At 64.6% G+C, this 22,792-nt stretch carries 24 protein-coding genes; 16 read left to right on the forward strand and 8 right to left on the reverse strand.

The features are described 5' to 3' along the window. The first annotated feature begins 365 nt into the window (after positions 1 to 365). Positions 366 to 590 carry a hypothetical protein gene (locus ACFQ50_RS14050; protein ID WP_377996153.1) on the forward strand — a complete coding sequence of 75 codons (225 nt, stop codon included), beginning with the start codon at positions 366 to 368 and terminating at the stop codon, positions 588 to 590. 144 nt (positions 591 to 734) lie between these two features. Here ACFQ50_RS14050 and ACFQ50_RS14055 read toward each other — a convergent pair whose 3' ends face one another. The 4 genes from ACFQ50_RS14055 to ACFQ50_RS14070 all read right to left on the reverse strand — a co-directional run bounded on the left by ACFQ50_RS14055 (position 735) and on the right by ACFQ50_RS14070 (position 4,874). After that, on the reverse strand, positions 735 to 1,097 hold the full coding sequence (locus ACFQ50_RS14055) for a cupin domain-containing protein (RefSeq protein WP_377996154.1): 363 nt from the start codon (positions 1,095 to 1,097) through the stop codon (positions 735 to 737). A gap of 268 nt (positions 1,098 to 1,365) precedes the next feature. Beyond that, the gene (locus ACFQ50_RS14060) at positions 1,366 to 3,186 is read right to left on the reverse strand and encodes a glycoside hydrolase family 15 protein (RefSeq protein ID WP_377996155.1); all 1,821 of its coding nucleotides are present in this window, start codon (positions 3,184 to 3,186) and stop codon (positions 1,366 to 1,368) included. 101 nt (positions 3,187 to 3,287) lie between these two features. Then, positions 3,288 to 3,902, reverse strand: coding sequence for a carbonic anhydrase (locus ACFQ50_RS14065; protein ID WP_377996156.1), 615 nt, complete (start codon positions 3,900 to 3,902; stop codon positions 3,288 to 3,290). Between the two features lie 93 nt (positions 3,903 to 3,995). Next, positions 3,996 to 4,874, reverse strand: a complete 879-nt coding sequence (locus tag ACFQ50_RS14070) for a helix-turn-helix transcriptional regulator (RefSeq protein WP_377996157.1) — start codon at positions 4,872 to 4,874, stop codon at positions 3,996 to 3,998. Positions 4,875 to 4,976: 102 nt separating this feature from the next. On the opposite strand from ACFQ50_RS14070, the gene ACFQ50_RS14075 reads away from it, so the two are divergent. From ACFQ50_RS14075 to ACFQ50_RS14110, 8 genes are all read left to right on the forward strand, one after another. Then, a complete protein-coding gene (locus ACFQ50_RS14075; RefSeq protein WP_377996158.1) occupies positions 4,977 to 6,428 on the forward strand; it encodes an MFS transporter in 1,452 nt (483 codons plus the stop codon). A 391-nt stretch (positions 6,429 to 6,819) separates the two neighbouring features. Then, positions 6,820 to 6,966 carry a hypothetical protein gene (locus ACFQ50_RS14080; protein WP_377996159.1) on the forward strand — a complete coding sequence of 49 codons (147 nt, stop codon included), beginning with the start codon at positions 6,820 to 6,822 and terminating at the stop codon, positions 6,964 to 6,966. Between the two features lie 55 nt (positions 6,967 to 7,021). Next, positions 7,022 to 8,263, forward strand: coding sequence for an NAD(P)/FAD-dependent oxidoreductase (locus ACFQ50_RS14085; protein WP_377996160.1), 1,242 nt, complete (start codon positions 7,022 to 7,024; stop codon positions 8,261 to 8,263). Positions 8,264 to 8,350: 87 nt separating this feature from the next. After that, the gene (locus tag ACFQ50_RS14090) at positions 8,351 to 8,605 is read left to right on the forward strand and encodes a helix-turn-helix transcriptional regulator (protein ID WP_377996161.1); all 255 of its coding nucleotides are present in this window, start codon (positions 8,351 to 8,353) and stop codon (positions 8,603 to 8,605) included. Continuing rightward, entirely contained in the window at positions 8,602 to 9,852 is a 1,251-nt protein-coding gene (locus tag ACFQ50_RS14095) for a type II toxin-antitoxin system HipA family toxin (protein ID WP_377996162.1), read from the forward strand. Before ACFQ50_RS14090 ends, ACFQ50_RS14095 begins: the two co-directional genes overlap by 4 nt. Positions 9,853 to 10,050: 198 nt before the next feature. Next, positions 10,051 to 10,815, forward strand: a complete 765-nt coding sequence (locus ACFQ50_RS14100; RefSeq protein ID WP_377996163.1) for a hypothetical protein — start codon at positions 10,051 to 10,053, stop codon at positions 10,813 to 10,815. 228 nt (positions 10,816 to 11,043) lie between these two features. Then, a complete protein-coding gene (locus ACFQ50_RS14105) occupies positions 11,044 to 11,847 on the forward strand; it encodes a FadR/GntR family transcriptional regulator (protein WP_377996164.1) in 804 nt (267 codons plus the stop codon). Then, on the forward strand, positions 11,844 to 12,548 hold the full coding sequence (locus tag ACFQ50_RS14110) for a cache domain-containing protein (RefSeq protein WP_377996165.1): 705 nt from the start codon (positions 11,844 to 11,846) through the stop codon (positions 12,546 to 12,548). The genes ACFQ50_RS14105 and ACFQ50_RS14110 overlap by 4 nt, the downstream gene beginning before the upstream one ends. 73 nt (positions 12,549 to 12,621) lie before the next feature. Here ACFQ50_RS14110 and ACFQ50_RS14115 read toward each other — a convergent pair whose 3' ends face one another. Together ACFQ50_RS14115 and ACFQ50_RS14120 are read right to left on the reverse strand one after the other, a co-directional pair. After that, positions 12,622 to 14,325: an amino acid permease gene (locus ACFQ50_RS14115; RefSeq protein WP_377996166.1), complete on the reverse strand. Its 1,704-nt coding sequence runs from the start codon at positions 14,323 to 14,325 to the stop codon at positions 12,622 to 12,624. 61 nt (positions 14,326 to 14,386) lie between these two features. Further along, a complete protein-coding gene (locus ACFQ50_RS14120) occupies positions 14,387 to 15,154 on the reverse strand; it encodes an SDR family NAD(P)-dependent oxidoreductase (protein ID WP_377996167.1) in 768 nt (255 codons plus the stop codon). Between the two features lie 485 nt (positions 15,155 to 15,639). On the opposite strand from ACFQ50_RS14120, the gene ACFQ50_RS14125 reads away from it, so the two are divergent. The 6 genes from ACFQ50_RS14125 (at position 15,640) to ACFQ50_RS14150 (ending at position 20,640) form a co-directional block, all read left to right on the forward strand. After that, entirely contained in the window at positions 15,640 to 16,431 is a 792-nt protein-coding gene (locus tag ACFQ50_RS14125) for an amino acid ABC transporter ATP-binding protein (protein ID WP_377996168.1), read from the forward strand. Positions 16,432 to 16,435: 4 nt separating this feature from the next. After that, entirely contained in the window at positions 16,436 to 17,083 is a 648-nt protein-coding gene (locus ACFQ50_RS14130) for an amino acid ABC transporter permease (protein ID WP_377996169.1), read from the forward strand. Next, positions 17,083 to 17,745, forward strand: coding sequence for an amino acid ABC transporter permease (locus ACFQ50_RS14135; protein WP_377996170.1), 663 nt, complete (start codon positions 17,083 to 17,085; stop codon positions 17,743 to 17,745). The genes ACFQ50_RS14130 and ACFQ50_RS14135 overlap by 1 nt, the downstream gene beginning before the upstream one ends. A gap of 74 nt (positions 17,746 to 17,819) precedes the next feature. Further along, positions 17,820 to 18,686: a substrate-binding periplasmic protein gene (locus ACFQ50_RS14140; protein WP_377996171.1), complete on the forward strand. Its 867-nt coding sequence runs from the start codon at positions 17,820 to 17,822 to the stop codon at positions 18,684 to 18,686. A gap of 128 nt (positions 18,687 to 18,814) precedes the next feature. Next, positions 18,815 to 19,240, forward strand: a complete 426-nt coding sequence (locus tag ACFQ50_RS14145) for a universal stress protein (protein ID WP_377996172.1) — start codon at positions 18,815 to 18,817, stop codon at positions 19,238 to 19,240. Positions 19,241 to 19,320: 80 nt separating this feature from the next. After that, a complete protein-coding gene (locus ACFQ50_RS14150) occupies positions 19,321 to 20,640 on the forward strand; it encodes a flavin monoamine oxidase family protein (protein WP_377996211.1) in 1,320 nt (439 codons plus the stop codon). 295 nt (positions 20,641 to 20,935) lie between these two features. Here ACFQ50_RS14150 and ACFQ50_RS14155 read toward each other — a convergent pair whose 3' ends face one another. Continuing rightward, a complete protein-coding gene (locus tag ACFQ50_RS14155) occupies positions 20,936 to 21,385 on the reverse strand; it encodes a type 1 glutamine amidotransferase domain-containing protein (RefSeq protein WP_377996173.1) in 450 nt (149 codons plus the stop codon). Here ACFQ50_RS14155 and ACFQ50_RS14160 point away from each other — a divergent pair. Continuing rightward, entirely contained in the window at positions 21,332 to 21,529 is a 198-nt protein-coding gene (locus ACFQ50_RS14160; protein ID WP_377996174.1) for a putative quinol monooxygenase, read from the forward strand. The two genes, ACFQ50_RS14155 and ACFQ50_RS14160, sit on opposite strands and share 54 nt — an antisense overlap. Before the next feature lie 91 nt (positions 21,530 to 21,620). On the opposite strand, the gene ACFQ50_RS14165 is transcribed toward ACFQ50_RS14160, so the two are convergent. Next, positions 21,621 to 22,775 carry an epoxide hydrolase family protein gene (locus ACFQ50_RS14165; RefSeq protein ID WP_377996175.1) on the reverse strand — a complete coding sequence of 385 codons (1,155 nt, stop codon included), beginning with the start codon at positions 22,773 to 22,775 and terminating at the stop codon, positions 21,621 to 21,623. Between the last annotated feature and the right edge of the window lie 17 nt (positions 22,776 to 22,792).

Here is a 22,792-nt window from a genome sequence, read left to right on the forward strand (position 1 = left end):
CATCAGCGCAATAAGGATGGGTCCCCGCCGCGAACGGAATCCGACTCCTTCGGCAGTCGTCGTCGTCATTAAATCTCATTCCCGTTGTCATCAAACGCAGGGTGTTAGCGCGCAACCCGTTACGGCGCCAAGCCCCAGCCGATGTGCATAACGGTGCCAGCCGCCGAATTAGTCCCGCCTCCCCGGGCGACCGCCCCCACTTCCAGAGCAGGTGCCAAGGCGTCTCTGCCAGCGGAGTTGGGCCTTTAGCAAAACTTGGCCAAAACCTGCTGAAATCCGGCCCGTTGCCTGACCGGTTCTTGAGCCCGGCCCGGCAAAGTCGGTGATGGCAAAGCCAATGTACGGGGCGAACGAAGGGCAGGGCCATGAACGCCAAGACGGTACTTACCAGCCAGCATACCCACAGCCACTGGACCGCCGATGATGTGCGGGAAAAGCTTGGGCGGGAGCTGGAATCCGATCCGGGTCTGGCCGAATTCCTTGCCGCGGCCCCAAACATGGCGCGTGCCCTCAAAGCGGTCCTCAACCTGGACCTCGGTGAGCTGGCCGAACGGCTGGTTCGGGCGGAGATCAGCGATATTTTGCATTGAGCGGGACGCCAGGGCGGCGCGGGCGGCAGTTGACTGGTTCGGCGAGCTTGCCGGACGACGGCGGGAGGACCCTAAGCCGTCCGGCCCGCCGCCAGTCCCCGGCCATTGAGGCGCGTGCCAGGAAGAGCCTGAAGCGGCCGCTTGTTAGGCGTTGAAAATGACAAAGAACTTTCGGATCCGTTCCTGGATCTCCCAGGTTCCCTGCCACCCGATGGGGAAGAAGCCGGCAGTTCCGGCCTCCAGCGTGACCGGCTCCCCGCCGTCCTCGGTGACCACCATGCGTCCTTCAAGGACGTGAATGACCTCACCGCGCTCCAGGAACTCCCACCGCGAGAGGCCCGGTTCGGCTTCCCAGACCCCGGAGAGGATCCGGGAGTCGTCGCTGGTAAACGGGACTGAAATCCGGGTTGGAATCTCGTCGCCCAGCACCTCGGCCAAGGGAGGGCCGAGCAGGGATTCGTCTAGTTTCCCCTCGAAAAGTTCGGTGGGCTGGAAGGTTTTGCTCATTGGATCTGCCTTTCTGCTGTACTCGCCATGACGCATCCGGCGAGATGGTGGTGCCGTGGCCCTGGTCGGGCAGCGGCTGCATCTTCAGCCGCCATGGGTTCAGCAATGGCGGTCAGGTACGCTTCCCATCCCATGGGTGGGCCTGACTCCATCATTGTGTCGTTTAGCGGCAGATAAAACACCTATTCCGGATGGTTTTAACTACTCTTTCGGGCTGGTCGGACTGGGCGGACTGGCGGGCCTCGGTGGCGCGCTGCAGGTGCGGGCGTCAGACGTTGGCTTCGGCGGCCAGGCTGAGAAGATCCACACCGTGCATGGCGTCGGCGGCCCGGACGAGTGCCAGGTGCGAGAAGGCCTGCGGGAAATTGCCGGCCATCCTGTCCTCCTTCGTAGCGTACTCTTCGCTTAGCAGGCCGAGTTCGTTGGAGAAACCCACCAGTTTGTCCATCAGATTCCGCGCCTCGAACCTGCGGCCCGTGCGCGCGTACTGCTCAACCAGCCAAAAGGAACATGCAAGGAAGGGGTGTTCCCCCGGGTCCAGCCCGTCGACGCCGGTTTCGGTGCGGTACCGCAACAACAGCCCGTCGTCGGTGAGGAGTTCCTCCTCCAAGCGCGCAACAGTTCCCAGCATGCGCTCGTCGTTGTAAGGAAGAAAGCCGACCTGGGGCATGACGAGCAAGGCCGCGTCGGTCTGCCCGCCGCCGTAGGTCTGCGTGAAGGAGTTGAGGTCCGGGTCGAATCCCTCGCGCAGGATTTCCGTCCGCAGCTGCCCGCGCAGCTGTTCCCAGTGGTCAGCAGGTCCGTCCAGGCCATGGTTCCGGACTGCCCGTATGCCGCAGTCGAAGGCGGCCCACATCATCACCCGCGAGTGGGTAAAGAATTGCGGGTCACCACGCATTTCCCACAGGCCAAAGTCTTTGTCCCCGATGTGTTTCTCAACGTATCCGAGCAGGATCTGCTGCAGCGCCCACGAGAAATGGTCTTCCTTGCCGCCGGCCAGGCGGAGCCTTTCGAGCGCGACCATAACCTCACCCACGACGTCGGCCTGGAACTGGGCGACCGCAGCATTCCCAACGCGCACCGGACGTGAGTCCTGGTAACCGGGCAGATGGTCCAGCACGCTCTCCGGCAAGTCCCGTTCCCCGCCGATGCCATACATGATCTGCAGATCTTCCGGCTCGCCTGCGAGTGCCCGGAGCAGCCAGTTGCGCCACTGGAGAGCTTCGGTTTCATAGCCGTGGGTCAGCATGGATTCCAGCGTCAACGCAGCGTCGCGAAGCCAGCAATACCGGTAGTCCCAGTTGCGCGGGCCGCCGAACTCCTCCGGCAAGGAGGTCGTGGGCGCGGCAACGATGCCCCCGGTCTCATAATTCGTCAGCGCCCTCAGCACCAGCAGGGAACGCTTCACCGCGCCCCCGTAAGGACCGTCTGAACGGCAGTGACTGCCCCATCGCGTCCAATAATCGATGGATTGTTCGAGTGCGGCGTCCACGTCGACCGCCGGAGGGACAGGCCGGTGTGAAGGAAACCACGTCAGTTCAAAGTCGACCACCTCGCCCTCCGCCACATCGAATTCACCCGAGTGCCCGTGCGCGTGGGCCTCAGGCAGATGCGGCGCCCGCAGCGCAACGGCATCCGGGCCTGCCATGGCCAAAAGCACCATTCCGCCGGGAGCCGCACCGTCCTGGATCCGCCGGGACCAGGGCACCACGGTGCCGTACCGCGGGCGGATGATGAGTTCCTGGCACATCTGGACCCGCCCCTCCAGGCCGGTGACCCGGCGCAGAATCGACGAACCCGTATGCCCCACCGGCATGAAGTCCGTGACCTGGGCCTGTCCCGTGGGCGTCTTCCAGACTGTTTCCAACACGAATGTTGAATCGACATAATGCCGCTTCACCACCACAGCTTCGGACTGGCGAGGAGCCAGTAGCCAGCGGCCATGGCTCTCGACTCCAACCAGGGAACTAAACAGCGACGGCGAATCAAACCGCGGGAAGCAAAGCCAGTCAATGCTCCCGTTCCTCGAGATCAGGGGCCCGCTTTGGAGATCCGACAGCAGCGCGTAGTCCTCAATAGGAGCAGCCATGGCTTTACTAAAGCACAACTGGCTTGTCCCCGTCAGGCCGCGGAACAAAAAACCTCAGTGCACTGCGAGCCGCTGGCCTGTGCCCTGATTGGCTACTGGATTTAGAGGACACCAGACGTGGACACGAGCTGCGCCCGGCCTTCTTCGAGCCGGTAAGCGACGCCGATCACGGCGGTGGAGTAATTGTCCACCGCCTCGTAAATCATCCGTGAACTGTCCAGCAGCCGACGCACGGTCTGTTTGGCATGTTCCACGACCATCTCATTGACGTCCGTCTTGTGTTCACGCAGCGAACTCAGCACCGACGGTGTGATCCGTTCAACCAGGTCGCGGATGTGGCCCTGTGGCAGTTCTCCGGTTTCCACGGCAGCTTTCGCGGCCGTGACGGCGCCGCAGTTGTCGTGTCCGAGGACAACGATCAGCGGAACATGGAGGACCGATACGCCGTACTCGAGCGAGCCGAGAACGGCGTCATCAATAACATGCCCGGCGGTACGCACAACGAAAACGTCGCCAAGGCCGACGTCGAAAATGATCTCGGCAGCCAGACGGGAGTCCGCGCAGCCAAAGATGACTGCGAACGGGTTCTGGGTGTTCACCAATTCGCTGCGCCGCGAGGCGTTCTGGTTCGGGTGCTTCGAATCGCCCGAGACGAAACGACCGTTACCTTCGAGCAGGCGCTGCCATGCGTCGTACGGGCTGACTCTGTTGCTCACCCTGCTTACTGTACGGCCGTCCCAACCTACAAAGCCCCGGCCGGGACCTTCAAGACAATCTCGACGCCGGGATGCCCGTCATCTGATCACTGGTCAATTCTTCTCCTCGACGGGGACTGACGTGGCCCGTTGGGTGACCGCCCAGCTGGCCAGGACTTTCAGCGCATCCTCCGACGGCGTCCCGGGATCGGCCGTGTACACGTTGATACGCAGCCCCGGATCAGCGGCGAGTTCCAGTGCTTCGAAGCTCAAATCCAGGTCCCCGACGATCGGGTGGTGGAGCCGTTTACGGCCGGTCCGGTGGTACTTCACGTCGTGCCTGGCCCACCGGGTGCGGAACTCCTCACTTCGCGTTGAGAGCTCACCGATCAGGTCCGTCAGGTCCTTGTCGTAGGGGTTTTTCCCGGCTGTGGACCTCAGGACAGCGACGATGTCGTCCGCGCTGCGTTCCCAGTCGGCAAAGAACTCCCGCGCTTTCGGGTTCAGGAACGTGAACCGTGCGCTGTTCGGCGGTGTGGTCTCTTCCGCCATCAGGTCAAGGTAAAGAGCGCTTCCGAGCTCATTGGAGGCAAGGACGTCCCCGCGGTCGTTGCGGACCCAGGCCGGGGCGGTGGTGATCGCGTCGATAACGCGCTGCACGCTCGGCCGCACCATCTGCGGGCTCCGCTTGCGCCGGGCGCGCGGGGAAACTGTGGCGGCACGGGCGAGGTCGAAAAGGTGGGCCGTTTCGGCGTCGTCGAGCTTCAACGCCCGGGAGAGTGCCTCGATGACGCTGTCCGAGGCGCCGGTGAGGTTTCCACGCTCCAGGCGTATGTAGTAGTCGATGCTCATCCCGGCGAGCATCGCGACTTCCTCGCGGCGCAGGCCGGTGACCCGGCGGTTGCCGCCATAGACGGGCAGGCCAGCCTCCTCGGGCGTGATCCTGGCCCGGCGGGAGGTCAGGAACTTCCGCACGTCGTCGCTATGTGTCATGGCACTAACGCTACGCGGCGGCTGGTGCCCGAGGGAGGCACTGGCGTTACTTGGAACAACAGGAACTCCCGGCCCCTAAGAAATCACGGTTGCATGGAGAGCATGAAACCTGCACCCACAACGGCTGCCCACCCGGCTGCGATCCTGGCGATCATCCTCGTCGGCTACTTCATGATTCTGCTGGACAACTCGGTCATCTTCACCGCACTGCCGAACCTGCAGGCCGAGCTGCAGCTGAGCACCGGCGAGCTCTCGTGGGTTCAGGACGCCTACACCCTGGTCTTCGGCGGCCTGCTCCTCCTGGGTGCACGGGCCGGGGACCTGCTGGGGCGCCGGCGGGTCTTCGTCTTCGGGCTGGTGGTGTTCTCCCTCGCGTCGCTGCTGATCGGCCTGGCACCGGCGGGATGGTGGGCGATCACCGGCCGCGCAGTACAGGGCATCGGAGCAGCAATCGTCGCACCCGCCTCGCTGTCATTGCTGACGGCGAGCTTCCCGGAGGGCCGTGAGCGCACCCGGGCCGTGGCGTTGTACGGTGCCACCGCAGGTATCGGAGCCAGCCTCGGGCTGGTCATCGGCGGTGCGCTTGCCCACTGGATCTCATGGCGCGCCGGGTTCTTCGTCAACGTGCCCATCGGCGCGGCGATGATCGCACTCGCTCCGCGGTTCCTGCCGGAAACCGGCCGCGCCCATGGCCGCTTCGATGTCTTCGGCGCGCTCACCGCCACGCTGGGCGTCGGCGCCCTCGTGTTCGGCATCATCAACACCGCCGACGCCGGCTGGGACTCGCCGGTCACCACCCTGGCCGTAAGTGCCGGCGTCGTACTCCTGATCATGTTCGTGCTGATCGAACGCAAGGCCGCCCAACCCATCATGCCCCTGCGGCTCTTTGCGAGCCGCCGCCGCACCGGTGCCTACGTTGCCCGCTTCCTGTATCTGGGCGCGATGATCGGGTTCTTCTTCTTTACAACCCAGTTCCTCCAGGAGGTGCTCGGTTTCGACCCGCTGCAGGCGGGTCTCGGGTTCCTGCCGATGACCGCGGTCAACTTCGCCGTCGCGATGAGCATCCCGCGACTGATCAGGCGGATGCCGGGCTCGGTTGCCCTTGTGGCCGGGATTCTGACCACCCTCGCCGGGATGTTCTGGCTCAGCCGCGCCGGGGTGGACTCGTCGTATTGGACCGGTGTCGCCCTGCCAATGGTTCTCATCGGCGCAGGCCAGGGGTTGGCCTTCGCGCCACTGACCTCGTTCGGCATCATCGGTGCGCCTGCCTCAGACGCCGGCGCCGCATCCGGCCTGGTGAACACCTTCCACCAGGTGGGCACCTGCCTCGGTCTCGGCATCGCAGTCGCGGCAGCAGCCGCCGCCCCCGCCGGCGGTTCCGCCGCGGCGCACCTCGCGGCGCAGGTCAGCGTCGCCCTCACGACGGGCAGCGTCCTGCTGCTCCTGAGCCTGGCCGTCACTGCCGCCCTCATACTGCCGGCAGATCTAGCCGCCCACCGGACCACAACACCACGGACGCCCGTACCCGTCCCTCAGGCGGAGCCCGTCGGCTGAACCACCCATTCTCAAAAGAGGTACCGACGTGCCCTCCCTCAACCCCCGCCCACCTGAATACGTTGAAAGCTATGGACATCCACCGTGCCCTCGAGGCCGGCGTGACGACGTCTTTCTCGCCACGAAGTTCTTCATGCCCATGAGCGAGGACCCGAACCATCGCGGCGGTTCCCGCCGCTGGATCATCCGCGAGGTCGAAAACTCCCGCCGCCGCCGCCGTACTCGATCCTGGTCCGCGGCATCGAAGAAGACATTCTCCCCACGGTGCAGCGCCCCGGCATGGGGACCCTGCCCTACAGCCCGCTGGGCGGCGGCTGGCTCTCCGGGCGCTGGCGGAAAGATTCGGCGTCCACACCCACGTCAAGCGCCCCGCCCGGGCGCCCGCTTCGACATGACCAGCCCGGCCAACCAGCGCAAGCTCCACATCGTCGAGGAACTCGCCCAGCCCGCCGAGCAGGCAGGGCTGAGCCTCATCGAGCTGGCGATAGCGTTCGTCATCAACCACCCCGGGGTCACAGCGGCAGTAAACATGGATTGACCAGAACCGAAAACACGCCCTGTTGCACCGTAGCCCGGCAGGGTATGTTGCACGAATGGACGATACGTATCAGGTGATCGTGGTCGGCGGCGGGTTTGCCGGCATGACAGCAGCCGAGCAGCTGGGGCGCAAAGGCATCCGGGTACTCCTCATCGACGCGAACAACTACCACCAGTTCCAGCCTCTCCTCTACCAGGTGGCCGCTTCGCAGATCGGCGTATCCGCCGTGGCCCGGCCACTGCGTTCCGTGTTCCGCGGCACCAAAACTGTCCGGGTCCTCACTGCGGAGGTGACGGTGGTCGATTCCGCCACCCGTACCGTCACCACTGTCGACGGCTCCCGCTACCAGGCGAAGATCCTGGTGATTGCCGCAGGCGCGGTACCGAACTTCTTCAACACCCCCGGTGCCGAAGAACATGCCTACCCGCTGTACTCAGTGGCCGATGCCACCCGCCTGAGCACTGCCCTCACCGCGACCCTGGACCACGCAGACCGTGCGAAGTCCGGCCGGGCAGACGTGGTGGTGGTCGGTGGCGGCCCCACAGGAGTTGAGACCGCCGGCGCCCTCGCCGAGAACATCAAGTACCTGGTTCCGAAGTATTTTTCGCCCGAGCTGGCAGCCCGGTGCCGCGTGCATCTCGTGGATATGTTGCCGAACGTGCTCATGCCCTTCTCAGCCAAGTCGCAGGCCTACACCCGTGACCGGCTGATACAACTCGGGGTTCAGCTGCATATGGGCCAGGGCGTTACCGAGGTCCGGGCCGACGGCGTGACGCTGGCGGACGGGACCATCATTCCGGCGCAGATCGTCGTGTGGGCCGGGGGCCTGAAAGCCGGAAAAATCATCGCAGAATCCGGCCTGCCGCAGGGGAAAGGCGGACGCATCGACGTGCTGCCGGACCTGACCGCGCCCGGCGCCGAAGGCGTCTACGTCCTGGGTGACTCGGCTAACATCACCGACGCCACCGGCGCCAAACTGCCGCAGCTCGGGTCTGTTGCTGAACAGTCCGGAAAATGGGCCGCCCGCAACATCCGCGCTGACCTTACCGGCGGCACACGGCAGCCCTTCGCCTACTGGGACAAGGGGTACATGGCCATGGTCGGCCGTGGCGCCGCCGTCGCCGAACTCGGCCGCAAACGCATCCAGCTCCAGGGGCCACTGGCGTTCCTCTCCTGGCTCGGGGTTCACCTCGCGCTGCTTCCGGGCACCCAACAGAAGATCCGCGCCCTGTCCTCCTGGCTCACTGGATACGTCACGCACAGCCCGTCACACGTCGTCGTCGGCAGGCCCGACTAGCCTTGTTGGAAATATCAAACATTTCCAACATATGACGATATGTTTGAAATATTGAACAAACCAAGTTTTTGTCAATATGATCGATATATGGAACACGAGCAGACCCCGTTCTACCGTGCGGTGGACGCACCGTCCCTGGGCCGGGCTATCAGCGACGCCCGTAAGGAGGCTGGCCTGACCCAGCAGGACCTGGCCGGGCGGCTGAAGGTGACGCGGGGAACCATCATCAGGCTGGAGCAGGGAGAAGCGGTGTCCGTCGTCGTCGCCATGCAGGCCATCAGGGTCCTGGGCCGCGACGTCGCCCTGGTGCCACGGTTCTCAAAGCTTCAGGTCCGCCCGTGACCGTCCGGAAGAGCCTTGATGTTTTCCTTCGCGGCCGGCGGATCGGCGAGCTGAAAGGCAGCGGGCTTCGACTGTCTTTCCAGTACGACCGGGCCACCCTGGCGGAGTATGGCTCCGGGTCGGTTCTGCTGTCCCTGTCCATGCCTGTAAGCCGGAACAGGCTCGACGGTCCGGAGGTCTACGACTTCTTCGATGGGCTCCTGCCTGAAGGCCAGGTGCGGTCCCACATCGCCAAGGAAAACCGGCTGTCCACTCCTGACGCCTTCGGACTCCTGCGCGTCCTCGGCGCGGACTGTGCCGGCGCAGTTCAAATCCTGCCGCCCGGCGACTCCCCCGAGGTGCCAGGCGCCGCCATACCCATGGCTGAGCACGAGGTCACCACGGTCGTGGAGTCGCTCCCAACGTGGGACCTGCCCGACGACTTCCTGATCAGCGCATCCCTGGGCGGGGTCCAGTCCAAGGTGCTGCTGACACGGCACGACGACGGCTGGGCATGGCCAGGCCGCGGAGCGGTGTCCACCCATATCATCAAGCCGGAACCCCTGGAATCAACCATCCCCGGCCTCCTCACCTCCGAGGACTGGGCACTGAAAACGGCGGCGGCTGCCGGCATACCCGCAGCCAAGACCCGCCTGCAGATGTTCGGCTCCCGCCAGGCCATCGTCGTGGACCGTTTCGACCGGGCGCCGGACGGAAACCGGCTGCACCAGGAAGACTTCACCCAGGCGCTGGCGCTGGCCAGCGAAGCCAAATACGAAGGCAGCTCGGCCCCGCCGTCGCGACTGACCCGCCTAGTCAATGCAGCTGCCCCGCACACACGCGACGACGCAGGGTTCCGCAGGGACCTGCTCCGGGCCGTCACCTTCAACCTGGCCGTCGGCAACGGGGATGCCCACTCCAAAAACTACTCACTCATCCTGCGGGACGGCGGCGAGGTGCTGCTCGCTCCGCTCTATGATGTGGCCCCCACGCTGCTGCTCTATGCGCCGAGCAACAATGCCGGCCACGCCATCGCCGGGCAGATCCGGCTCGGCTACATCACCCTGGACCACCTCGTGCGGGAAGGCGCAGCCTGGGGCATGGATGAGGACGACGCACGGCAGACCGCGGCGTCAGCGCTTGACGCAATTGCAGCAGCCGCCGCTGCGTCACAAGCCCCGGGACAGCTGGATTTCCTCCGTGAGCTGGTGCCTGCCCGCATCAGCGACCTGCTCAACGGGGGCACCGCCCGACGGGAGCTGCGCTAGGCAACTCCCGCACCGGGACCGCGAAGAAGCCGCAGCCGGGTGGCACTCCGATGTGCGAAACGAGTTCGATTTGCCGGCTCGTGCGCGGGCGGAAAAGAATTTTCTTTGGTCTGGCGGTAACTCCCGGGCGAGGTCCCGGAAACCTGGTCATTGAGCGGGCCGATCGGGCCGCCGTCACAGATACTGGGGGTACAGAAAATGAATTCCAATCGCGCCGGATTCCTGACGGCCGTCACAACGGCAGGTTTTGCCGCAAGCCTTGTGCTTGCCGGATGCGGCACACAGCCAGGAGGCGATCCTGCCGCCGGCTCCAACGCAACCGTGAATGGCAGGGCCGAATCCATGCCCAGGCTGGCCTTCCTATCATCTGCCACTGCAGCGCCGGCGGCCGGGGCCGCCAGTGAGGTGCCCGCGTCAGTGGTCCGCCCCGCGTCGAAGAAGCATGCAGCTCCGGCACTGAAGACCTTCACCTTCCCCGATGGACACGTCTCCTTCACCTATCCGGCGACATGGACGGTGCGAACCGTGGTCCCGCCCGCCGGCGTCCCGGGCGTTGAAGCGATCGTGACCGACGGTGCCGGCAACGATCTGCTCTCCGTGGGCAATGGCTTCACCACCGGTTGCGCCGGCGGTCCAGTGTCGCGTCGGGTGCTCGACCAGGCGCCAGTTCCGGGAATGACTTCACCGGACGGTACGGCGCCGGCCTTCGGATTCGCCGCGGAAGGCTACGGAAGTGGCGGGGACGTTGTATACGTCATGGGGCTGACCGATCCGCGGTCCCTGGCGGAAGGCCAGGACGTCGCATCATGGTGCAATCTTGTGCCCACAGGTAACGGCGGCCTGAGCACCCGGGTTCTCTTCAACGACCCTGGCTTCCAGAACAGGGGCGCGGCAAAAGCCTGGATGGCAACCGGCCAGTACGCCCAGCTCAAAGCGCTGCTGGTAAGCCTGGCGTACGCCTAAGAGGACCACGCCCCGGCGCGGACATGCAATCAGCCGGCGCCCGCGGCGTTGACAACAGCACAGGCGTGCCGTTCGGTGCGGGTTCTCAACCGTGAGTTCCCGCCCGGGCGGCACGCTTGGCGTTTTTCGCGGCAGACGGGAGGCTGGTCGAGGCTGCCCACAGAACTCGATAGTCTAAAACTTATTGTTATCTGTTGAATATCGCGCGACGAGGAGCTGGCCGGACCCATGGCGAATGACGTGAGGGATGATGGTGGCTCCGTGTCCCTCCGTGCCCTGGAGATGGCAGCCCAGGTCCGGCCCCAGGGCCAAGACATCTCCGGCCGCGCCGAGCAGGTGACCCTGCAGCTTGAGAGCGCCATTGGGATGGGCCTGCTCAACCCGGGTGAGCGGCTCCCGCCGGAATCGGTCATGGCCGAACACCTCGGCGTCTCGCCCCTCACCCTTCGCCAATCCCTCGCCGTGCTGCGGAGCAAGGGGCTCCTGGGCACCCGCAGGGGACGCGGCGGAGGAAGCTATGTGGCAGGCGTGCTCCCGGTGCGGGAAGCCGAGATCACCGAGCACCTCCGCCGGCACAAGAGCGACGACCTGCGTGACCTCATCGACCTCGCCGCCGCGACGGCCGGCTCGGCGGCACGGCTTGCATCCCGGCGCTCCGACGAGCAGGACGTGCGTCGCCTCCGGAAGCTCGCCCAGCGCTTCGCTTCGAGCTCGGAGCCGCACATGCTTCGCCAGGCGGACGCCCGCCTTCACATCGGGCTGGGGGTGGCGGCGCAGTCCCGCCGCCTGACCGCCCTTCTGATCCAGATCCACGCCGAGCTCTCCCCGCTGACATGGGGCCAGGCATGGCTGGACGCGCAATCCACCGCCGTGGCGGAACACGAGGCACTCCTCAAAGCCATCGAGCAGGGAGACCCAGGCGCGGCCGAGAACACCGCCATCACCCACTTCGAACGGGAAGGCGCCCTCATCATCAACCAGCGATTGGCCATCCTCACCTCGGATCTGGCGGACCTGGCGGACCAGCGGTGAAGCCCATCGACGAGGTCCTGCAGTCAACCGCCCTGGCCCTGGGCCGGAGCCTCGAGCGCGTCTTCGCCGACCTGGCGGTGCTGGACAAGGCCACCACCGACATTCTTGCGGCGCCGGGGACGTCACGGACCAAACTCGAATCCCTGAGGCCCGTCGTTGAGGACATCGTCCTCAAGCACGGCGGCCTCGTGGACAGCGCCGGCGTCTCCGTTGCCCGCGGCCTCTTCAGCGACGCCGATGCGTGGCACCAGTGGTGGAGCCTCGTAGGGGGAAAGCTGGTGTTCATCCCCCACAATCTCAACCCCGCATCCATCAATTACTACGACTACACCGAGATGACCTGGTACGAGCGGCCCCTCGCGTCCGGCCGGCCCGAACTCATTGGCCCGTACATTGATTTCGGCGGCGCCGACATGAAGATCGTCACCGCGTCACGGCCGGTGCTGCATGAACAGCGGACAGTGGCGGTGGCGGGGGCAGACCTTTCGATGGAGTCCATCGAGAGGACCTTCCTGCTCAACCTCGGCCGCCGGGACGAGCACGTCGCGCTGATCACGGAAACCGGCAAGGTGGTGGCGTCCAACAGCGCCCGGTTTGCCCCCGGCACGCGCTTCGAGGGTCCGCACGGCGGCCCCGGGTCAGTTCCCGTGCCGGTGGCGGATCTCTCCACTGCCCCGTGGCGGCTTATTGTTGCCGGCTAAACCCACCGCTGGCTGCCCTTGTTCGGACAGCCAGCGGTAATGGCGAGACAGTGGTGATAGCGGGCTGGCTACTTCACCTCAGGTCCGTGTGACGGGCGTCTTCAGCCCGGTCCTGTGCCTTGCCAGGCGACGGCTCACCATGCAGCGCGGCAGCGTGGTGGTGGCCGGGGTGGTGCTCTTCGTACTCGATCTCCAGCTCGTCCGCGGAGGTGAGCCCGCTGGGCAGGTCAACGGTGTGGCGGGGGCCGGTGTAGGTGTGCTTGACCCGGATCTCCCAGGCCAGCCAGAGAAGCAACAGGGTTCCGCCCACCACCAGCGGCGTGTAGTTCACGAACTTCCAGTCGAACTCGGGGTTCCACGGGACACCGCCCGGGGAGCTCGGCAGGAGGGCGATTACCGTGGTCAGTGCAATCTCCAGCACTGCGATAATGCCGAGCCACTTGTAGTTGCGGCCCAGGTGCCAGGAGCCGCGCCGGAAGGCGGAGCCCTTGCGGAGGCGCTGGTAGATCGGAATGCCGAAGGCCAGGTACAGGCCAACGACGCCAATGGAGACCACCGCGTTGAAGGCCACGGGAACGGGGGCGCCGTTGATGTCCACCGGCACGAGGGCGGGCAGGGTCAGGATGATCGCCAGGACGGCAACCAGGGCCACGCTGTACAGCGGCACGCCGCTCTTGTTCAGGCGGGTCCAGAGGCGGGCGCCGGGTACAGCGCCGTCGCGGCTGAAGGCGAAGAGCATGCGGGTGGTGGAGGTCATGCAGGCCATGGCGCAGAAGCACTGTCCCACGGTGGAGATCACCAGCACGGTGCTCACCCACGGGCCGCTCAGCGCCTGGTTGAGCACGGTGACCACGCTGCCGCCGCTGGCGGTGACGGCGTCGGCGTCCTGGACGGCGAAGAGGATGCCCAGCAGCAGGATCCAGCCGCCGATGGCCGAGTAGAGGATGGCCTGCCAGATGCCGTTGGCGGCGGAGTTGGAGGCGCCCTTGGTCTCTTCGGACATGTGGCAGGAGGCGTCGTAGCCGGTGACGGTGAACTGCGGCAGGATCACGGCGAGCGGAAGCACGAGGAAGAGGAAGCCCATGCCGGTGGTGTCGCCGTCGAACCATCCGGAGTTGTTGATCCGCTGGGTGAACACGTCAGCCATGCTGGCGTGCCGTTCCGGCACGAATATGATGATGGCGATGATCGCCACGGTGCCGATGACGTGCCACCACACCGAGATGTTGTTGAAGATCGCCAGCAGGTGGCTGGAGAAGATCGAGAGCAGGGTGACCACCACCAGAACGCCGATGAAGATCAGGAACACGCGGGTCAGCGAGTACCCGTCGGCCCAGGCCGAGCTGAATGAGGACAGGGTCACGTCGATGAACGTGGCGCAGCCGTACGAGACGGCGGCGACGATGGCCAGCAGGCCCAGGAAGTCCAGCCAGCCGGTGAAGTAGCTGGACCGGAGGCTGCCGAGCTTGGCCGCCCAGTAGTACATGCCGCCCGAGGTGGGCATCGCCGAGACGAGCTCCCCCATGCACAGGCCCACCACGAGGATGAGTGCGCACACCACCGGCCAGCCCCAGCTGATGGCCATGGGGCCGCCGTTGTTCCAGCCGATGAAGAAGCTGATGAACGGGCCGCTGAGGATGGAGATGACGGAGAAGGAGATGGCGAAGTTGGAAAAGCCGGACCACGAACGCTTGAGTTCGGGCTTGTAGCCCATATCAGCGAGGATTTCGTCGTCGGACCTTTGTGAATCGGACCGCTGTGATTGGGTGACAGACATGGCAGGAAGTCCTTGGGTCTTGAGGGCCTGGAGCCGATGGTTTGGACGGGAGGGCGGGCGTCTACATTGACGTCAGTCCGCCGTCGATGGGAAGGAGCTGCCCGGTGATGTACCGGGCCCAGTCCGAGGCGAGGAATACCACCGCGGGGGCGATGTCCTCCGGTGTCCCCTGGCGCCCCAAGGGTACCTGCGTTCCGACGAGCTGACCGAGTTCCTCGGTATCGAGGTGGCCGAGCACGGGGTCGTTGAAGCCTGTTTCAATCCATCCCGGGCACACGCCGTTGACGCGGATGCCATCCTTGGCGTACTCAATCGCCAGCTGCCGGGTAAGGTTCACCAGCGCGCCCTTGGATGTGTTGTAGGCAACGAGGTCCGGCTCCCCGATGAGGCCGGAAACGGACGCCGTGATGACGATCGCGCCCGACTTCTGCCTGATCATCTGCGGGAGTACCGCCCGCACCGTCAGGAACGTGCCGCGCACGTTGACCGTGAAGGTCCTGTCCCACTCATCCAGGGTCTGCGTCAGGGCGGTTCCCGCCATGAGCACGCCGGCGTTTGCGTGGACAACGTCCAGCCGGCCGTGCGTCCGGACAAAGTCATCGACGACGGCGGCCATCGCCTTTTCGTCGGTGACGTCGGCAACTGCGGCCACACCTTTATGGCCCGCGTCTTTGATGAGCTGCTCAGTTTCAGCGGCGCGTGCGAAGTCCATGTCGGAGGCCACCACCAGGGCGCCTGCCTCCGCCAGCGCCAAGGCGCTGGCGCGGCCGATTCCGTGGCCGGCTCCAGTCACCAGGGCCACCTGGCCGGTCAGGGTCAGGGCATTCATCAAGTACCTCCATGGGGGTTCTGGGTGGGGGCTGACGCATCGGGGTGATGCTGGTCACGCCGGGCGATTTCCTCTACTGTAGGGGGGCCCACCCTTCGAGGCAATAGATTTTAGTTTTAAAGGTTTTTGTCTGCTTCCCCCGCAACTTCGGCATCGCGGACTATAAAACATATATTCCTAAAGTATTGCTCTAATACCGGCTCCTGTGATCTACTTCATGCATCTCAAGCGCATCTCAAGCGAGGCACGACTGAAGCAGCCGCAGCAGTCGAGCTTGCCGAGGGTGCCGCTGCTGCAAGGCGATTCCGCTTTGGCTCAGCGGCAAGCGCACAGAGGTGTGCCGTGCTGCGTACCCAAGCAGCGGTGAGCGCACTGATATATCTGTTGACTGCGGTTTCGTCGACGTGCCTGTATTTGTAAACGTTGTGGCGCAGATCTCATGCAGATCTCAGGCTTGATGCGTCCGCTATCTCAAGGAACAAAGGATGAGCTTCAGTTTTGGCACAAAAGCTTCCCCGATCGCTCTCTCTGGTGAGGTTGTGGTCTCCGGGTTCGGCAAGAGTTATGGCGCGAGCCGCGTCTTGTCGGACGTGGATCTGGTGATGAGCGAGGGCGAGGTGGTCTCGATCATCGGCCCGTCGGGGGCGGGCAAGAGCACGTTCCTGCGCTGCCTGAACTATTTGGAAACGCCCACCGAGGGCACGATCGAAATCGGCGGAGCCCGCGTTGTTGCCGGCGGGAAGCTGCCGGACAAGGCAAGCCTGGACCACCTCCGGCGCGTGACCGGAATGGTCTTCCAAAGCTTCAACCTCTTCCCCCACCTCACGGTCATGGAGAACATCACCCTGCCCCAGCGCAAGGTGCTGGGCGCCAGCAAGGAACAGGCCCAGGAAACCGCAGAAAAGCTGCTCAAACGCGTCGGGCTCCCCGATAAAGCCACGGCCTATCCCGCCCGCCTCTCCGGAGGCCAACAGCAGCGCATCGCCATCGCCCGCGCCCTCGCACTGTCCCCGAAGGTCATGCTCTTCGACGAGCCCACCTCAGCCCTCGACCCCGAGATCGGCCTGGAGGTCCTCGCCGTCATGCGCGACCTCGCCGACGAGGGCATGACCATGCTCGTGGTCACCCACGAAATGCACTTCGCCCGCGACGTCTCAAACCGCATCATGGTCATGGGCAACGGCGGCGTCCTCGAGATCGGCCCCAGCGAACAGGTCATGTCGGACCCGCACAACGAACGCACCCGCCAGTTCCTCAAAGCCGTCCTGGACCGGTGACGCAATGATCACCCAACTGTTGTCCTCGATCGCCCAAGGCGTCGGACTCACCCTCTACGTCACCGGCGCATCCCTGGTGATCGGCGGCATCATCGGCCTCGTCCTCGTCGGCGCCGCCCGCTCCCCCATCGCGATCATCCGCACCATCGCCACCCTCTACATCAACATCGTCCGGGTCATCCCGCCCATCACCTGGCTGTTCCTGATCTACTTCGGCCTGCCCCAGTACTCGCTGCGACTGACCACCATCCAGGCCGCGATCATCGGATTCTCCATCATCGCCTCCGCCTTCATGGCCGAAATCTACCGCTCAGGTCTCCTGAGTATCCCCGACGGCCAGCGCGAAGCCGCCCATGCACTCGGGTTGGGCTCTGTCGCGACTGTCGGACACATCATCACCCCGCAGGCGTTCCGTGTCGCGCTGCCCGCCATCGCCACCTACGGCATCGGACTCCTCAAAGACTCCGCCCTGGCCTCCACCATCGGGGTACGGGAAATCACCTACTACGCCCAGCAGGGCGCGAAGCAGACCCACCAGGGCCTCCTCGCGTTCATCATTGCCGGGGTGCTCTACATCATCATCAGCCTCATCGTCGCCCTCGTCTCCCGCCGGGTCGACCTCACCCTGCGCCGGAAGATCGGAGTCGCGTGATGGACATGCTCACCCAATGGCTCGGCTGGCTGCCAGCCCTCGCCCCCGGACTCGTGGTCAGCCTCCAGCTCACCGGACTCTCACTGCTCTTCGGCTTCCCGCTCGGCCTGCTGTTCGCCGTCATGGCAGCCGCGAAACCCGCACCCCTGCAGTGGATCTCGTTCCTGTTCGTGGAGATCGGGCGGGGCCTGCCCGCCCTGGTGCTGCTCTACCTGCTCTACTTCAGCCTCCCCGACGCCGGCATCACCCTGACCTCACTGACCACGGCGATCATCGCCCTGACCTGGAACACCGGCGCGTACGCCTCAGAATACTTCCGCGCAGGGATCGCCTCGGTACCCCTGGGACAAAAAGAAGCCGCACTCACCTCCGGGCTCCGCGGCTGGACCGGGTTCCGGCTCATCATCCTGCCCCAGGCGCTCCGGATCTCCACACCGCCCCTGGCCGGGCTCGCCGTCCTCGTCTTCCAAGGCAGCGCACTCGCCTTCGTGATCTCCGTGCCGGAACTGATGTCCAAGGGGTTCGAGATCGCCTCCATCACCTTCGAATACCTCAGCGTCTACCTCCTCACCGCCGTGATCTACGGCTCCCTCACCCTCGTCTTCCTCGGCCTCGTCCGGCTGCTGGAACACCGCCTCGGCCGGCACCTGCAACGCAACTGAACCCCCAATCCACCCACCCCGCTCCACTCCTCCCGGGCACTCCGCCCAACCACCTCAGCAAAGAAAGAAAAACCATGTCACGTACTCCCCGTACCCTCGCGCGCGCATTTTCCGCCGGCAGCGCCGCCGGCCTGCTCGCCATCTCCCTCACCGCCTGCGGCGGCAGCGACACCAGCAGCGTCGCATCCGACTGCAAGCCGGCCCACGCCGGCCTCAAAACCCTCAACCAGGGCGAGCTCACCGTCGCCAGCTACGACTATGCACCCGCCACGATCCTTAACGGCGAGAACGTCACCGGCATGGAGGGTGACCTGATCAACGAGATCGCCAAGCTCGAGTGCCTCAAAGTCACCGTGAGCACTTCGGGCGGCGCAGGTGCGGTCATCCCGTCCGTGCAGTCCAAGCGCGTCGACATCGGCTCGGGCAACTGGCTCCGCACCAAGGAACGGACCAAGATCGTCTACATGAGCACACCGCTGTGGAGTGATCCCCAGGCGATCGTCTCCACCAAGGGCCTGACCAGCAACGACCTCGAGGGTAAAAAGGTTGGCTCGGTCGCCGGCAACCTCTGGAACGACAGCATGCAGAAGTGGCTTGGAGACAACTTCAAGATCTACCAGGACGACGAGTCCATCTACGCAGACCTCAAAGCCGGCCGCATCGACGCGCTCGTGGCATCCTCCGCATCCGCCAACTACCGGTTCAAGGACGCCCCCATCGAGGGTGCCAAGGTGATCGACGTCAAGCCGAACCCGCGCGTCCCTCAGTTCGCTGCGGTCGGCCAGGTCATGTTGCCGTCCAGCCTCGACAACGACACGCTCGGCAAGGCGCTGGACGAGGACATTAAGAAGCTGCGCGAAGACGGCACCATCAAGAAGCTGCTCGGGAAGTACGGGATCGACGCAGCAGTCGGAGAGCCGGGCGCACCCAGCGAACTCTGACGGGAGCGTCGTTCTGCATCACGGCGGCGCTGGATGTCCTATCCGGCGCCGCCCTGATGACGGTCCAAAGGCGCCGAAACGGTGCTCTAGATTTTTTTCGGGTATTAAGCAAGCGAGGGAGCATGCACATGAGCGGCATCGTTGTTGTTGGGGTCGATGGCAGTGATACGGCGAGAAAGGCTGCGGAGGCCGCGAGAGACCTCGCCACAGCGCTGGGCGCGACCCTCCATGTGGTGTCAGCCTTCGACAGTGACCGCACCGACGTCTTCGGCACCGGCAGCAGTAAATGGCTCGTTTCGGACGCCGACAAGGCCGAACACGTTGCCAGGGCCGTAGCCGACACCCTGGGCGGGGACATCAGGATCACCTACGCTGCGGCCTCCGGCAGGCCGGCGGATGCCCTCATCAGGGAAGCGCTGAGCAAGGAAGCCCGGCTCATTGTGGTGGGCAACCGCAGGATGCGGGGCATCGGCCGCGTCCTGGGCAGCGTGGCCAACAGTGTTGCTCACAGCGCGCCCTGCGACGTCTACATAGCCAACACCTACGAGGACTAGACACTTACCCGCGGCGAAGAGAGACAAGGGCCGCGGAATCCGAAAAAAAGATTTTCCACTAGGAGCCCAAATTGCACGACGTGATAATTGTTGGCGGCGGTGCCGCGGGACTTGGCACTGCGTACTTTCTGCGCGACTCAGGGCTGGACGTCCTCATCCTGGAGTCCGGCCATGACATCGGTGGCCGGTCGCACACAGTGCAGCTTGCCGGAACGTCGGCCAATTCCGGCGCCATGTTCGTTTACAAGGGAACAAAGTCAGAGGAGCTCGTCAGCGAGCTGGGGATCCAGACCGTCCCCTTCCTCCCGGAAACGTATGGCATCCATGTCAACGGCAAGACCGTGGTGGCAGAAACCAACGAGGATGTTGTGGCCGGGCTCAATCTCACCGAGTCCGAGAAGACCGAGCTGATCAAGTTCATTGATACCTCCCTCTCGGAATACCAGGACTATGTCGATGACAGGACTTCAGCCGGAGAACTCGACCGGCTTTCCGGTGAGACAGTCGCTGAACGGATCGCAGGCCTCCAGCCCGCTGTCCGGGACATCATTGCCACCGCTATCCGTGGGGGCGCCGTGGGCGACCCGGCCAATCTCTCAGCGAAGTACGCCCTCCGCTATTTCGCCAGCTACCTGGCCCGGGAGAAGAACAACCGCCTCTTCGCCTTGGACGGCATGCAGGCCATTCCGCGAGCCATTCTGGAGCGCCTGCCGGAGCACACTGTCCGCTACAACTCCCAAGTAACGGACGTGGCTCTGCTCGAGGAGGAAGGCGTCTACGAAGTTTCGGTGACGGGCGAGGACCGTGAAGAGAAGCTGACTGCCAGGCATGTGGTGCTGGCCGTTCCCGCACCTGTCGTTCCGGACGTCGTCAGGAACCTGCCCGGCTGGAAGACGTCGGCGCTCAACAGGGTCGCCAGCCCTGGAAGTACCACGCTTAATATCGTTGCGGACATTGAAGGGCTCCCGGAGTTCAAGGACTGGGCCTTCATCGTGACGGTCGGCATGCCCTTCGACGCCATCATCAACCCTGTCCCCGGAGGAACTGAACACACTTCCCAAGCGAACATTCTGCAACTGACCTGCTACGGAAATTCCTCGGGCTATCTGCCCGGGTTTGGCGACGACGAAGACAGAATCGGCGAGTGGATGGAAGACGTGTTCACCGTGGCCCCGCAGCTGCGGGGCCGGATCCTCGGTGTCCACGCCCAGACCTGGCAGCATTGTTTCGCATTGCTCAGCCCGGAACGCGCAGGCGCCCTTCCTGAGCTTCAGCGTTCCGTCGGATCGCTGCATTTCGCGGGCGACTATACGTCGGAGACGGCCGGTACCCACGGGGCTTACACAGAAGCGGAACGGGTTGCTTCCCTGATTCGGGCCTCCCTGAAACCAACAGGCTAGCGGCGCCACAGCGGCATGGGCCCTCATCCGGGTCCATGCCGCTGATTTTGGCTTCGCGGGCCTTATTTTGCTTCCAGGCCGCGGCCAACAGCCGCCTCCAGGAAATCCTCATTCGATATGACAACCTCGCCACTCGGATTTGGTGCTACCTCCTGGACAAACTCCCCTCTGTAGCCGGCCATATCAGGGAGAATTCCGTTCTTCTCAGGGCAATCGCTGACGGTGACGCGGATCTCGCTGCCTCACTTGCCGGGGAAAGCATTGCGGAATTCGAAACCATAGTCCGGAAGGTCCTTTAGGCCGTCGTTTCAACCCTCAGCTCCTGCAGCAAAGACGCGGCGGCTGCCCGGGACGATTCGGGATTCTGGCCTGTGATGAGCAGTCCGTCCTGGACCACGTGGGAAGCCAAATCCGGTCCACGCGAGAAGAACCCGCCCTTGGCCGTGAGCTCATCCTCCACCAGGAAGGGCACCACTTCTGTGAGTCCAATGGCTTCCTCCTCGGAGTTGGTGAACCCGGTGACTTTCCTGCCGTGAACCAGTGGACGTCCGTCCTGGCCCGTGACGTGCCGCAGGGCTCCGGGCGCATGGCAAATGAGCGCCACGGGTTTGTCGGAGCGGGCAAAACTCTGTATCAAGGCGATGGAGGTTTGGTCCTCCGCCAGGTCCCGCCTTCTGACGAAAGGAACACCATGGCTCACACCATCATCGCCACCTGGACTGCCATGCCCGGAGAGGGCGAGCACATCGCAGATGTCCTCTGGGAGCTGGGCCCGGGAATCAGGGCCGGACCGAAGAACCTCATGTTCCATGCCCAGCGGAGCCTGGACGATCCGGACACCTTCGTGATGTACGAGAAATACACCGATGCGACCCGCCCGCCCAACTGACTCGCAGTTGTTGTCCTTTTGACGCGTGAAAACGACAACAACTGCGAGTCAGTTGGGCTGGTTCCCATTCAGGCGACGTTCCAGGGGTGGTTCAGCGCAGCTTGCTGAAGAACTCCCGGATGTCGTCGACGAGCAGGTCGGGGGCCTCCATGGCGGCAAAGTGACCGCCGCGGCTGAATTCGGACCAGTGCACCACAGTGTGTTCGAGCTCGAGGGTGCGCCGGATGGACACGTCCATGGGGAAGACCGCGACCCCGGTCGGCACCGTGGAACGTTCACTCGCGCCCCAGGCTCCGGCGTGCGCGGTCTCGTAGTAGCTGTTGGCCGAGGATCCGGCGGTGCCGGTCAGCCAGTAGAGCATCACATTGGTGAGCAACAGATCCCGGTCCACCGCGTCCTCGGGCAGTTCGGCGGCCGGATCGGTCCACTCCTTGAACTTCTCCACGATCCAGGCCAGCTGCCCCACCGGGGAGTCGTGCAGCCCGTGCGCCAGGGTCTGCGGACGGGTGATCTGGATCATCATGTAGCCGGACTGCTCTGTCTTAAGATACTGCAGGTGATCCAGCCGCGCCCGCTCGGCCCCGGTCAGCTCGCCCGCCTCGCCCGGGTTGACCCCGGTGAACGCGGAGAGCCCGTTCGCGTGCACTCCGACCACCTTGTCCGGGTTGAGCCGGCCGAGCCCCGGAGAGATGACCGCGCCGGTGTCCCCGCCCTGCGCGCCGTAGCGGCTGTAGCCGAGGCGGTTCATCAGCTCAGCGAAGGCCCGGGTCACCCGGTTGGTGTCCCAGCCAGTCTCGCCGGTGGGTCCGGAGAATCCGCTGCCGGGGATCGACGGGATCACCAGGTGGAACGCGTCCGCCGGGTCTCCGCCATGTGCCCTGGGGTCTGTCAGCGGGCCGATGATGTTAAGAAACTCCACGATCGAGCCGGGCCAGCCATGGGTCAGGATCAGCGGCAGCGCGTCCGGCTCGGGCGAGAGGACGTGCAGGAAGTGGATGTTCTGCCCGTCGATCTCGGTGGTGAACTGCGGGTACTTGTTCAGCTCCCGCTCGTAGACGCGCCAGTCGTAGCCGTCGCGCCAGTACTCGGCCAGTTCCTTGAGGTAGCCCACCGGCACCCCGCGGCTCCAGCCGGCACCGGGCAGGTCCGCGGCCCACCGGGTTCTGGCGAGCCGGTCGCGCAGGTCGTCCAGGTCAGCCTGGGGAATGTCGATGGTGAAGGGCCGGATCTCTGTGTTGTTCTCCATACCAATAACTCTAGGAA

It is taken from the genome of Arthrobacter sp. NPDC056493 (assembly GCF_042795115.1).
Lineage (GTDB): Bacteria > Actinomycetota > Actinomycetes > Actinomycetales > Micrococcaceae > Arthrobacter.